Annotated in this window: 8 protein-coding genes; 4 read left to right on the forward strand and 4 right to left on the reverse strand. The window is 72.0% G+C overall.

All coding sequences use genetic code 11. The features are described 5' to 3' along the window. Window positions 1-93: 93 nt before the first annotated feature. Window positions 94-1065, forward strand: a complete 972-nt coding sequence (locus ACFYZ8_RS16135; protein WP_359029283.1) for an aldo/keto reductase — start codon at window positions 94-96, stop codon at window positions 1063-1065. On the opposite strand, the gene ACFYZ8_RS16140 is transcribed toward ACFYZ8_RS16135, so the two are convergent. Beyond that, complete coding sequence (locus tag ACFYZ8_RS16140; protein ID WP_388533071.1) at window positions 1066-1866, reverse strand: phytanoyl-CoA dioxygenase family protein; 801 nt, start codon at window positions 1864-1866, stop codon at window positions 1066-1068. It abuts the gene before it with no gap. A gap of 74 nt (window positions 1867-1940) precedes the next feature. On the opposite strand from ACFYZ8_RS16140, the gene ACFYZ8_RS16145 reads away from it, so the two are divergent. After that, on the forward strand, window positions 1941-2873 hold the full coding sequence (locus tag ACFYZ8_RS16145) for a helix-turn-helix domain-containing protein (RefSeq protein ID WP_388533074.1): 933 nt from the start codon (window positions 1941-1943) through the stop codon (window positions 2871-2873). Between the two features lie 369 nt (window positions 2874-3242). Next, window positions 3243-5177: an RICIN domain-containing protein gene (locus ACFYZ8_RS16150; RefSeq protein ID WP_388533076.1), complete on the forward strand. Its 1935-nt coding sequence runs from the start codon at window positions 3243-3245 to the stop codon at window positions 5175-5177. 41 nt (window positions 5178-5218) lie between these two features. Here the strand turns inward: ACFYZ8_RS16150 and ACFYZ8_RS16155 are convergent, their stop codons facing one another. From ACFYZ8_RS16155 to ACFYZ8_RS16165, 3 genes are all read right to left on the reverse strand, one after another. Beyond that, complete coding sequence (locus ACFYZ8_RS16155) at window positions 5219-6475, reverse strand: SLC13 family permease (RefSeq protein ID WP_388533773.1); 1257 nt, start codon at window positions 6473-6475, stop codon at window positions 5219-5221. A 119-nt stretch (window positions 6476-6594) separates the two neighbouring features. After that, window positions 6595-7272, reverse strand: coding sequence for a DUF4232 domain-containing protein (locus ACFYZ8_RS16160; protein WP_388533079.1), 678 nt, complete (start codon window positions 7270-7272; stop codon window positions 6595-6597). A 128-nt stretch (window positions 7273-7400) separates the two neighbouring features. Continuing rightward, window positions 7401-9782: a SpoIIE family protein phosphatase gene (locus ACFYZ8_RS16165; RefSeq protein ID WP_388533082.1), complete on the reverse strand. Its 2382-nt coding sequence runs from the start codon at window positions 9780-9782 to the stop codon at window positions 7401-7403. A 268-nt stretch (window positions 9783-10050) separates the two neighbouring features. Here ACFYZ8_RS16165 and ACFYZ8_RS16170 point away from each other — a divergent pair, with 268 nt between their 5' ends. After that, complete coding sequence (locus ACFYZ8_RS16170) at window positions 10051-13149, forward strand: glycoside hydrolase family 2 TIM barrel-domain containing protein (RefSeq protein ID WP_388533085.1); 3099 nt, start codon at window positions 10051-10053, stop codon at window positions 13147-13149. Window positions 13150-13292 lie beyond the last annotated feature (143 nt).

The raw sequence follows: 13292 nt of genomic DNA on the forward strand, positions 1-13292 counted from the left end.
TCGCCGTAGCCGGTCCACGTCGAGTTGGACATCGAGCGCACGCGAAGTCGTACGCTCCCCTTCGGACCCCTCTCGAAGGCAGGAGCAGCAACGATGCAGTACGTGAAGCTCGGTTCGACGGGCCTGGACGTCTCTCGGATCTGTCTGGGCTGCATGTCCTACGGCCTGCCGGACCGCGGCGTGCACGAGTGGACCCTCGACGAGGAGGCGTCGCGGCCCCTGATCCGGCAGGCGCTGGACGCCGGTGTCACCTTCTTCGACACCGCCAACGTCTACTCCGACGGCACCAGCGAGGAGATCGTCGGCAAGGCCCTCGCGGACTTCGCGAACCGCGACGAGATCGTGCTCGCGACCAAGGTGCACGGCCGGATGCGGTCCGGCCAGAACGCCGCCGGGCTGTCCCGCAAGGCGATCATGACGGAGATCGACCACAGCCTCAGGCGCCTCGGCACCGACTACGTCGACCTCTACCAGATCCACCGCTTCGACCCCCACACCCCGGTCGAGGAGACGATGGAGGCGCTGCACGACCTGGTGAAGGCGGGCAAGGTCCGCTATCTCGGGGCGAGTTCGATGTACGCCTGGCAGTTCTCCAAGATGCAGTACACCGCCGAGCGGCACGGCTGGACCAAGTTCGTGTCCATGCAGAACCACTACAACCTCCTCTACCGCGAGGAGGAGCGCGAGATGCTGCCGCTCTGCGCCGACCAGGGCGTCAGCGCCCTGCCGTGGAGCCCGCTGGCCCGCGGCCGCCTCACCCGGGACTGGGGCACGGTCACCGACCGCAGCGCCACCGACGACTTCGGCAGCCGCCTGTACCAGGAGGGCGACCGGAGCATCGTCGAGGCCGTCACCCGCATCGCCGGCGAGCGGGGCGTCCCGCGCGCCCAGGTGGCCCTGGCCTGGCTGCTGGCGAAGGACACCGTGGCGGCCCCGATCGTCGGCGCGGGCAAGCCGCACCACATCGAGGACGCGGTGGCGGCGGTCGAACTGGAGCTCAGCGACAAGGAGATCGAGGAACTGGAGGGGCCGTACACGGCCCGCCCCGTCGTCGGTCACAGCTGACTAGTGCGGTCCGTGCGGTGCGAACTCCGTGCCGCACGGACCGGCCCCCTCGCTCTCCGGCAACGGCACCCGCGCGCCGCTCATCGACAGGGTCCGGTAGTAGTGCCCGATCCGCTCGGTGGACGCTCCCACGTAGTGCCCGATGAACGACCGCCGGAACCGGTCGGCCGTACGGTTCGGCTGCGAGCCGTGCACCAGGCTGCCGTTGAAGAACAGGACGTCGCCCGGCGCCATGTCGACGGGAACCGCGGCGAGCCCCGGCGGCGGTGCCACGTACTCCCGCGCGAACGACACCTCGGAGTCCGCGAGTTCCGGGCAGAACAGGTCCATGCGGTGCGTGCCCGGGACCACCTCGAGACCTCCGTTGTCCCGGTCGATCACATCGCAGGCCACCCAGGCCGCGACACAGGTGCCCGGCTCGACCCGCAGATAGAAGTTGTCCTGGTGCAGCGCCTGCCCCCTTGCCCCGGGCGGCTTGAAGTAGAACATGCTCTGCGCGGCCAGCACCTCCTCCCCGAGCAGCGTCTCCAGCACCTCGCGCAGTCGGGCGTCCAGCAGGACCCGCAGCGCGAGGTCGTTGATCTCGTGCGGCTGCATCACCCGCGGGTACCTGCGCAGCGGATCCGCCGACTCACCCGGCGCACTCGGCTCGAAGTGCCCCGGCACGGCGCCGCCCGCGTGCAGTGCCGAGAACTCGCCACACAGCCGGTCGATCTCCTCGCGCCCGAACAGCCCGCGGACGACCGTGAAGCCGTCCTCCTCGAACTGCCGGACGCCCATCTCGATGCCCGTGACGGTCATGCAGGCCACTCCCTGGTCGTCCTCGGTCGGATGTGTTCCACTCGTCACGCTAGGCCGCAGCCCGTGCGAGGAGGATGCCCGTGACCGCCGACGGATTGCCCGAGAGTGCTGCACCCGGCGACCCGGGCCCGCCGCCGGGCCTCGTGGTCGTCGGCCGCTACGACGAACTCCCGGGCTACGCCGTCCAGCGCCCGCGCGGCGCCGACAGCTGGCTGTTCACCTGGACGGTGAGCGGCCGCGGCACCCTGCGCCAGGGACGGACCGAGACCGCGGCGGGCGCCGGGGACCTGGTGGTGCTCGCCCCCGGCGCCCCGCACCGCTACGGCGTCCAACAGGGTGCCGAACACTGGGAGTTCTGGTGGGCGCACTGCGCAGCCAGAGCGTCCTGGACCACCTGGCTGGGTCCGTACGGCAGGGGTGACGGCCTGTACGCGGTCACCCCGGACCCCTCTGACGACGGTCCGCACACCCGCGTCGAGGCGGCCTTTCGCCGGATGCTCGCCGACGCCCGCTGGACCGGCACCGGCACCCCGCCCGCGGCCGCCCCGCCCGATGACCGGGTCGCCGTCGCCGTGGCCCACGGCACCACGGCCCGTGAACTCGCCCTGGGCGCACTGGAGGAGGTCGTGCTGCTCACCGCGGGCGCCGTGCTCGGGACACGGACCGGGAACGGCCTCGACCCCCGGGTGCGGCGCGCCCAGGAGCTGATCACGGCCGACCCCGCGGCCCCGCACACCGTGCGGTCGCTCGCCGCCGAAGTGGCGCTGTCGCCCTCCCGGTTCGCCCACCTCTTCACCCGGCAGCTGGGCCGCTCGCCCATGCGGGCACTGCGCGAGGCACGGTTGCATCACGCCGCCCGGCTGCTGGAGAGCACCGACCTGTCCGTGGAACGCGTCGCCGCCGCCTCCGGTTTCGCCAGCCCCTTCCATTTCAACCGCGTCTTCCGCGACCGGTACGGGACACCGCCCGGGGCCTACCGGGCGGCCGGCCCAATGGTTGGGGCATGACATCACGGGGCCACGCGGATCCACTGTGTAGTGGACCTTCAATGGTTGCCTGGATCTCCTCGCGGAGTTAACTGAATCCTGTTTCCAATTACGGAATCAGGGGACCGGCAATCCGGCAGGCGTCAGTGTTGACGAATTGTCTATCTGTGCCGGGTGGGCGGGATGTGCAAAACCGAGGGGATCACTTGTTGGGCGTCCCTGACCTGTGTAAAGGTGTGCGTTGTCAGCACACAGACAATGCACATTTCAGACCTGTGTGCTCTTGACTCCCCCGTACGCCCTTCACGCTTCAAAAGAGCTGCCCCAGGCGGACGTACCCATTGGTATGGACTTATGCAACGCAGCATGCCCTCGGGAGGAAATGCCGCCGTGAATGACGCAGGCCTGTCGAATTCCCCGTCTCCGGTTCGCCCGTACGACGTCACGGACGAGCAGCTGAGCGCCGAGCTCAAGAAGTGGAGCGGCACGACGCCGGCCCTGCAGCCCGTCGGCGAACTCCTCGACCGGCACTGGGAAGCCGCCTTCGCCTACGCGCGGCTGTGCACCGACGGTCCCCGCCCCGCGGGCATGCTCACCACGTCCGCCTTCACCCGCCTGTTCGGCGAGTCCCTGCGCCACATCGGGCCGACCGCAGCCTGGCGGCCCCATCTCCTGGTCACCGTGCGCCGCATAGCGGCCGAATGGGACGCCGACGGCCGGCGCGAGATGCTCCACCCCGCGCTGAGAAGCGAGGCGGGCGGCGACCGGGCCGCGGCCCGACTGCTGCCCCCCGCCGAGCGGCGACTGCTGTCCGGCGCCTTCCAGCGGTTGCAGCAGTCCGCCCGCTGCCTGCTGTGGCACACCGAGGTCGAGGCCGAGCCGATCGCCGTCCCCGCGGGCCTTCTCGGCCTGGACGTGGAGGACGCCCGCGTCGAACTCCGCCGGGCCCGCGAGCGGTTGCGCGAGGAGTGCCTCCAGGTCCACCGCGAACTCGCCCCCGAGCAGGAGTGCCGGCACTACCTGCGGCTGCTCGACGTGACCTACCGGCGCGGCGGTGCCGATGTCGATCCCGATCTGCGCGAGCACCTGGAGCGGTGCAGGCACTGCATGCACACCGCCGACCAACTGCACCAGTTCAACGGGCAGCTCGGTCTCGCGCTGGCCGAGGCCGTGCTCGGCTGGGGCGCCGCCGCCTACGTGGAATCGCGGCTCAGCGTCGACGACACGGGTGCGGCCGAGGAGGCCCAACGGCACGCCCCGGCAAGGCCGTTCGTGGGTGAGGCCTTCGGTACGCCGATGCCGTTCGCCGCCCCGGACCAGGGCGCGCCCGCCGGCCCCGCCGACCCGGCGCCCGCCGTCCCCGGCCCCCGCGCCCGTGCGCGCTCCGGCTCCCGCCGCTCGGCCCACAAGGCCGCCCGCCGCGCCTCCCGGCGCAACCTCACCGTGGCCGTGCTGACGGTGAGCGGGCTCGTCGTCCTGCCCCTGGTCATGTGGTCCTCGTTCCGCTCGGACGGAGGCGGCCCGGCCGACGCCACCCCCTCCGAGGCGCCCGGCTCCGACACGGCCTCCTCGACCAGCGACCCGTCGTGGGCCGGCGCGAGCGAGGCGCGAGAGGGCGACCTGCACGGCCGTCTGCACAACGTCGAGTCCGGGCTGTGCGTCGGCGTCGTCGGCAAGAAGATCGCCCAGGGCGTCGAGACCCAGCTCGCCGAGTGCTCCGCCGCCGAGGGCCAGCAGTGGACGTACGAGACCGACGGACTGCTGCGCAGCGCCACCGACCCCGACCTGTGCCTGGACTCCCACCTCGGCTTCTCGGTACGGCTCGCGCCCTGCACGGGCGCCGGCTCGCCGGGCGCCAAGAACATCCGCTACGACTTCACCCTTCAGGGCACCCTCGTCCCGCGCTGGGACCAGGACCTTGCCCTGGCCCCCGCCGCCACCGACGGGTCCGGCGCGCTCGTCCTGAAGAACCGCGACGACAGCCCCGCCCAGCGCTGGGTGTTCGACACCTCGAAGACCGACCCCCAGATGCAGGCGGTCAACTGGGACGCGGAGAGCAGCCCCACACCGACGACGAAGTCCGCCCCCGCCCCCTCGAAGACGCCGACACCGACCCCGAAGGCGTCTTCCACCCCCGAGCCCACGTTCACGCCTCCGGCCCCGCCGGCCATGCCGAGCAGCCCCGCCACGAGCGGCAACTGCGCCACCAACCCGTACTACTGCACCTGGGGCGGCCAGAGCGGCGGCGGATACGGCGGCGGGTACGGGTACGGGTACGGCGGCTATGGCGGCGGTTACGGGCCCGGCAGCGGCTACGGACGCTGACCCCGGCGCAGGCTCGACAAGCCCTGCGAGCTTGACGCGCCTCAGACTCCCACGAGTTGGACCGAGCCCCACAGCGCCACCACCGAGGCGGCGAGCGCGGCCGGCACGGTCAGCAGGCCGAGCCGGGTGAACTCGCCGAGCCCGACCTCGTGGTCGTCCCGGTGCAGGATGCGCCGCCACAGCAGGGTGGCCAGGGACCCGGCGTAGGTGAGGTTCGGGCCGATGTTCACCCCGAGCAGCACCGCGAGGACCGCGCCGGGCCCGGCCGCGGCGGTCAGCGGCAGCAGGACCAGGACCGCGGGCAGATTGTTGATCAGGTTCGCCAGTACGGCGGCCAGTGCGGCGATCCCCAGCAGGGCGACGATCCCCGTCCCGTCGGGCAGGACGTGGCGCAGGGCGTCGGCGAGGCCGTTGTCGACGACCGCGCGCACCACGATGCCGAGCGCGAGCACGAACGCCAGGAAGGCCGGTGCCGCCGCCCGCACCACCGTGACCGGGGTGGCCTTCCGGCGGATGAGAGCGCGGCCCGCCAGGACGAGCGCGCCCGCGCAGGCGACCCACGCGGGATCGACGCCGAACGCGGAGGCCACCACGAACCCGGCCAGTGTGCAGCCGACGGTGACCAGCGCGAACAGCGGCAGCGCGGGCTCCTCGGACGGCTCGGGGGAGTGGTCGACGACGGTCAGGTCGGTCTCGAAGAAGCGCCGGAACACCGCGTACTCGACGGCGATCGCCGCCAGCCAGGGCAGCGCCATCAGCAGGGCGAAGCGGGTGAAGCTCACGCCGCTCGCCTCGAAGGCCAGCAGGTTGGTGAGGTTCGACACGGGCAGCAGCAGCGAGGCGGTGTTCGACAGATGCGCGCACGCGTAGACGTGCGGCTTCGCGCGGGCGCCCATCCGGGAGGCGGTGACCAGCACCACCGGCGTCAGCAGCACCACGGTGGCGTCCAGGCTGAGCACCGCCGTGATCGCCGACGCCAGCCCGAACACACCGGTCAGCAGCCGCCCCGGCGAGCCCGCCGACCGCCGGGCCAGCCAGGCCCCGCAGGCATGGAACAGTCCCTCGACGTCACAGAAGTGGGCGAGTACCAGCACCGCGGCCAGGAACCCGACCACCGGCCCCAGCCGCTCGGCCTCCGCCCACGCGTGCGCCGGGGAGATCGCGCCGGTCACGACCGCGAGCCCCGCCGCCGGGACCGCGACCACGGCCTCCGGCCGGCCGAAGGGGCGTAGGACCGCCCACACGAGTACGGCGACGAGCAGGGCGACGGACAGGGCTTCGGCGAGCGGGGTGTTCAGGGCGAATCCTTCGGGACGCGAGCAGATCGTGCCAGGTCATGAAACCAGGCCAGGGTAAGAAACCCGCGAGTGACCCCGGCCGGGGCCCCTCAGCCCGCCAGTGCCCCGATGGCGACCGTTCAGCCCCCGGTACCGGGGCTGAACGGGATCAGCCGTACCGACGACTCGTTGCCGGACACCGGGACCTCACCGGACTTCCAGGTGACCTTCAGCGGGTCCTCCTCGTCCGGCGGGGTCACCACAAGGGCGGCGGGGGTGGCCGTGCTCGCGCCGCTGACCTCGGGGTTCGCGAAGGACAGCCCGGCCCAGGCGCTCTGGCCCGGGGCCAGCCGCACGGTCTCCGGATCCCCGGAGGAGCGCTTGGGGTCAGGGCCCAGCTGCTTGCCGGACGCGTCGACGAAGGCGGCGCCCGGATAGCCGTACAGGGTGCAGGTGCGGCTCGACTCGTTCGTCAGGACGACCGGAAAGTTCTCCTGCCCGGCGCCCGGGTTGTTCCGGCCCACGGAGGCGCTCAGCTCGGAGGTGTGGCAGCGCGTCCCGGCGGCCGGGGACCTCGGTGCGGACGGCGTGAGGGAGTTGCTCACGGCGTCGGTCGGCACCCCGCTGGGCGCGCTGCCGGTGCCGTCACCGCCTGGCGTGCTCCCCGTGCCGGGGGCCGACGGTGATGTGCTGCCCGACTCCGTGCGCGGGGAGCTCGCCGTGCCGTCGCCGCTGCCGCAGCCGGCCAGCAGGCCGAGCATCGCGACCGCACCGGCGAGCAGGGCCGCCCGCCGCACACCCAGGGACCTGTTCGTCATGTCTCCACACTCCCGGAGATTCCACGCACGCGCGCGTACGGCGCCTTGTGCCCCGTCACCAGGTTCCGATGCGGCACGGCCCGGAAAAGTTCGCTCGCCCGAAGACTTCCACGGATTTCCGGACAGGCTCACTCCTCGTCGAGGAGTCCGATCTCCGCCCAGATCGTCTTGCCCTCGGCGGTGTGCCGGCTGCCCCAGCGCTGGGTGAGCTGCGCGACCAGGAGCAGGCCCCGGCCGCCCTCGTCCCAGGTCTTGGCGCGCCGCAGGTGCGGGGCGGTGTGGCTGGTGTCGGAGACCTCGCAGATCAGTGTGGTCGCGTCATGGATGAGCCGCAGCCTGATGGGGTGGGCGCCGTACCGGATCGCGTTCGTCACCAGCTCGCTCGTCACGAGCTCCGCGGTGAACGACGCCTCGCTCAGGTCCCAGCGGTCCAGCTGCTGGACGACCTGCTTGCGGACGGGCGCCACCAGCGCCGGGTCGGCCGGGATGTCCCAGGTCGCCACCTGGGAGGCGGGCAGGCCCAGGGTGCGCGCGAGCAGCAGGGCCACGTCGTCCGTGGAGCCGCCGGGCGGGAGCAGCGCGTGCAGGACCCGGTCGCAGCTCTCCTCCAGGGAGTCGGCGGGAACGGCCAGGGCCTCGCACAGCAGGGCGCGAGCGGTGTCCACGTCCCGCTCCCCGGACTCGGTCAGACCGTCCGTGAACAGGGCCAGCACGGTCCCCTCGGGCAGATCCAGCTCGGCGGACTCGAAGGGCAGCCCGCCCACGCCCAGCGGCGGCCCCGCGGGCAGGTCCACGTGGCTCGCCACTCCTCGCGGCGTCAGCATCACGGGCGCCGGATGCCCGGCCCTGGCCAGCGTGCAGTGCCGGGACACCGGGTCGTAGACCGCGTAGAGACAGGTGGCCCCGACCTCGCCGGGGCTGCCCTCACCGCCCGCCTCCGCGGACAGCCGTACGACGAGGTCGTCGAGGTGGGTGAGGAGTTCGTCCGGGGCCAGGTCGATGTCGGCGAGGGTGCGCACGGCGGTCCGCAGGCGGCCCATCGTCGCCGAGGCCTGGATGCCGTGCCCCACCACGTCCCCGACGACCATCGCGACCCGCATCCCGGACAGGGGGATCACGTCGAACCAGTCGCCGCCCACCCCGGCCCGCGCCGCCGGGAGATAGCGGGAGGCCGCCTCCACGGCGGCCGTCCGGGGCAGGGAGCGGGGCAGCAGACTGCGCTGGAGGGCGAGGGCGGTCTCGCGCTCGCGGGAGAAGCGGCGGGCGTTGTCGATGCAGACCGCGGCGCGTGCGGTGATCTCCTCGGCCAGCAGCACGTCGTCCGCGGTGAACGGGTCGGGGCGCCGGTACCGGGTGAGGACCGCCACCCCGAGGGTCCGGCCGCGGGCCTGGATGGGCACGGACATCGTGGCGTGGATGCCGTACTCCTTGACGCGCTCGCCGCGGGTCCTGTTCCAGTTGAGCCACTGGTCGAGGCGACCGGAGGCGACCGTGGCGGAGATGGTGCGGCCCGCCACCAGGGAGTCGGCCTGTGGGGAGGTGGCGGGATACAGCTCGCTGTGCCCCGGCTTCATCACCGCCAGCGGGTTGCCGGGGTCCACCGACTGGTGGGCGGCGCGGCGCAGCTCGATCGGCGCGGTGAGCGTCGCCGGGGCCTCGCCGTTCTCCGGCGGGTCCAGCAGGTCGACGCTGACGAAGTCGGCGAGCGCCGGGATGCACACGTCCGCCAGTTCCTGGGCCGTGCGCGTGACGTCGAGGGTGGTGCCGATGCGCACACTCGCCTCGTTGACCAGCTGGAGCCGCTCCCGGGCGAGGAAGTTGTCGGTGAAGTCGTGAGCGGCCAGGCACACGCCCCGCACCCGGCCCGCCGCGTCGGTGACCGGCGCCATCCGCGCCAGCCAGGCGTGCGCGACGGGCTCGCCGCCGGTCCGCATGTACGTCTGCACGTCCTTCGACCGGCCGGTGCTGAGCACGTGCAGCAGATGCGCCTCCAGCTCCTCGCTCTGCTGCTTGCCGCCGATCTCGGACAGCCTGAGACCCTGGATGCGCTTCTCGGGCAGCCCGATCACGTCGGCCATGGCGTCGTTGACCCGGCGCAGCCGCAGCTGTTCGTCGTACACGGCGACGGCACAGGGCGACTGCGCCAGGACGGCCGTGCTCAGCGGGTCGTCGGGGGAGCGGGGGCCGCCGGGGTCCAGCGGGGTGACCACGAGCCAGTGTCCGGGGCCGCCGTCCGCCGAGTCCTGGTGATGGGCGAGCAGCCACACCGACACGGCCGTGCCGTCGCGGTGGCACAGGGTGAGGGTGCCGTCCCAGCGGGCGCCCACGGGCCCGTCGGGTACCTCCTCGCCCTCGCCGACCAGGAGGTGCGCCGCCGGTCTGCCCACGACCTCGGCGGGCGACCAGCCCAGCAGCCGCTGCGCGCCGGCGTTCCACGCGACCAGCGTGCCGTCCTCACCGACGACGGCCCGGGCCGTCGCGGCGTCGTCGAACGGGTACACGAGGGTCATCGTCGCCACTCCATTGCGCGCACTCTCAGTGAACAAACAGGTCACTTGGGTTCCAGCCTAGTGCGTCGCGCTCGCACGCGAACGGCGAACCCCTGTGCACGCGAGACCTCGCGACCGGACCGTCGTCAAGGGGGAATTCCGGCCGAGGTGACGCACGGGACACAAGCAGCTCTCCGGACCCTTGACGGCCGCAAGTGGCTCACCGTCAGATTGTGTTTGTTCACGATCAGTTGTGAGTACTTGTGGGCCCTGATGAGGGAGAGCCGCCATGACGGTCACGCGCAGATCGGTTTTGCTCGCTTCCACGGCCGCACCGGCCGCGGGGGTGCTCCTGGCCACGCCGGCGGCCCGGGCCGCCGAGTCCGCCGGGGGCGCGTCCGGCCGCCGTACGGTCGCTCTGCGCGACGGCTGGCGCTTCGCGCTGGTCGACCCGGGCGGGATCAGCGACCCGACGGGGGAGTACGCCAACGCCGCCGCTCCCGGCTACGACGACTCGGGGTGGCGCGAGACCGCCGTCCCGCACGACTGGAGCATCGAACTCGCCCCGACCACCCGGAACGGCACCACGAGCGGCACCGGGTTCTTCCCCGGCGGCCTGGGCTGGTACCGGCTCGCCTTCACCCTGCCGCCCGCCCTCGCCGGCAAGCGGATCTCGGTGGAGTTCGACGGCGTCTACATGGACTCCTCCGTCTACTGCAACGGCACCGAGGCCGGCCACCACCCCTACGGCTACACCGGCTTCGCCCTCGACCTCACCGGCCTGCTCCACACCGACGGCACCACCGAGAACGTGATCGCGGTCAAGGTGCGGAACCAGCTTCCCAGCAGCCGCTGGTACTCGGGCAGCGGCATCTACCGCGAGGCCCGCCTGGTCGTCACCGACCCGGTGCACGTGGAGCGCTGGGGCACCCGCGTCACGACCCCGGAGATCACCGGCGAGCGGGGCCTGGTCCGGGTGGCGACGTCCGTCGCGAACGCGTCCGGCACCGGAACCGACGTCGAGGTCGTCACCCGGATCCTCGACCCCCGCGGCCGTACCGTCGCCCGTACGTCCTCCACGGTCGCCGTCACCGACCGGACCACCGTGACCCACGAACTGACGGTCCGCGAACCGAAGTTGTGGGACTTCGCGACACCGCACCACCGCTACACCGTGCGGACCGACCTGCGGGTCGGCGGCACCACCACGGACACGTACACCACCCCCTTCGGCTTCCGCACCTTCCGCTTCGACCCCGACGAGGGCTTCCACCTCAACGGAACCCACCACAAGATCAAGGGCGTCGACCTCCACCACGACCTGGGCGCCCTCGGCGCGGCCGTCAGCATCGACGCGATCCGCAGACAGATGACCCTCATGAAGTCGATGGGCGTCAACGCCTTCCGCACCTCCCACAACCCGCCCTCGCCCCAGATGATCCAGGTCTGCGAGGAGCTCGGGATCGTGATGCTGGTGGAGGCCTTCGACTGCTGGAAGACACCCAAGACCCGCTACGACTACGGCCGTTTCTTCGACGAGTGGTGCGAGCGGGACGCCACCGAGATGGTCCTCGCGGCCCGCAACTCGCCCGCAGTGCTGATGTGGTCGATCGGCAACGAGATCCCCGACTCCACGTCCACCGCCGGACTCGCCATGGCCGACCGGATCATCGCCGCGATCAAGGCCGCCGACGACACCCGTCCGCTGATCATCGGCTCCGACAAGTACCGCCGCCTGCCCGCCAAGGGGTCGGCGGCCGACCTGATGCTGGCCAAGCTGGACGGCCTCGGCCTGAACTACAACACGGCCAAGTCGGTGGACCAGCTGCACGCCGCCTACCCGCACCTCTTCCTCTTCGAGTCCGAGTCCTCCTCCGAGACCTCGACGCGGGGCGCCTACCAGGAGCCCGAGCACCTCAACACCGGCGAGAACCACACCCCCGGCAGACGGGAGACCTCGTCGTACGACAACAACCTCGCCTCCTGGACCATGAGCGGCGAGTACGGACACAAGAAGGACCGGGACCGCAAGTGGTTCGCGGGACAGTTCCTGTGGTCCGGCATCGACTACATCGGGGAGCCCACGCCGTACGACGTCTTCCCGGTGAAGGCGTCCTTCTTCGGCGCGGTCGACACGGCCGGCTTCCCGAAGGACATGTACCACCTCTTCCGCAGCCAGTGGACCGACGAACCGATGGTCCACCTGCTGCCGATGACGTGGAACCACGAGAAGGGCGACACGGTCGAGGTCTGGGCGTACGCCAACGTCCCCGAGGTCGAGCTGTTCCTCAACGGCAGGTCCCTCGGCACCCGGAGCTTCGACGCCAAGTCGACCACCGACGGCCGGGCGTACCTGGAGACCACGGAAGCCACCGGTGACGACAAGACCTTCACGGACGGCCCCTATCCCGGCAGCTACACCAGCCCGAACGGCAGCGCAGGCAAGCTCCATCTGACGTGGAAGGTGCCCTACGCGCCGGGCGAGCTGAAGGCGGTGGCCCGCAGGAAGGGCAAGGCCGTCGCCACCGACGTGCTGCGGACGGCCGGTGAGCCCCACGCCGTGCGCCTCACCGCCGACCGCACCTCCCTCGCCGCGGACGGCCGTTCACTGGTGTTCGTCACCGCGGACGTCGTCGACGCCCGGGGCGTGGTGGTGCCGGACGCCGAGCACCTGATCTCCTTCGCGGTCACCGGCGGCTCGCTCGCCGGTCTCGACAACGGCCGCCAGGAGAGCGCCGAGCGCTACCAGGCCTCCACCCGGACCGCCTTCCACGGCAAGGCCCTCGCGATCGTGCGCTCCGGCACCGAGGCGGGCGTGCTGAAGGTCTCGGCGAGGGCTGAGGGGCTGCGCAGCGGCACCGTGAAGGTGCGCACCACCCCGGCGCGGTCGGTCGCGGCCACCGAACCGGCTCCCTTCTCCCCGGATCTGCCGGTGCCCCCGAACTTTCCCCAGGTGGACGCCAGTTACTCCGGCCGGCCGGACAGCCTCCCGGCCGCCATGCTGGACGGAGACCCGGCCACCGGCTGGTCCAACGCCTTCAGCAAGGCCGCCACCGCCCTGCTGCCGGCCTTCAGCGGGGCGAGGGTGACGGACTGGGTCTCCGTGGACTTCGGACGGACCAGGACCTTCGACCGGGCGGAGATCTCCTTCACGTCGAGCGCGGCCCACAGCCTGCCCGCGGCGGTCGAGGCCGCGGTGTGGGACGGGCGGCGGTACGTGCCGGTCACCGGGGCGGCCGTCGCGTGGGCCGGTGCGTCGGACGCGCCGACGGTCCTCACCTTCGACGCCGTGCGCGGCTCCCGGATCCGGCTCACCTTCACCAGCGCCCACCCCGGGGAGACCCGCGGAGCGATACGGATCAGCGCACTGGAGGTACCCGCCACCTGAGTCACGGGTCGGTCCGGACGGACGGTTTCGGCGTCGGCGAAGCGGTTGGTCCCGTCCGGACCGTTGACTCGGTGTCATGCCTGCAACAAACATGGCCTGCGACCGTCAGCTGGGAGCGCTCCCATGGTGAGCGCCGACCGTAC

The organism is Streptomyces sp. NPDC001668, from assembly GCF_042893155.1.
Taxonomy (GTDB): domain Bacteria; phylum Actinomycetota; class Actinomycetes; order Streptomycetales; family Streptomycetaceae; genus Streptomyces.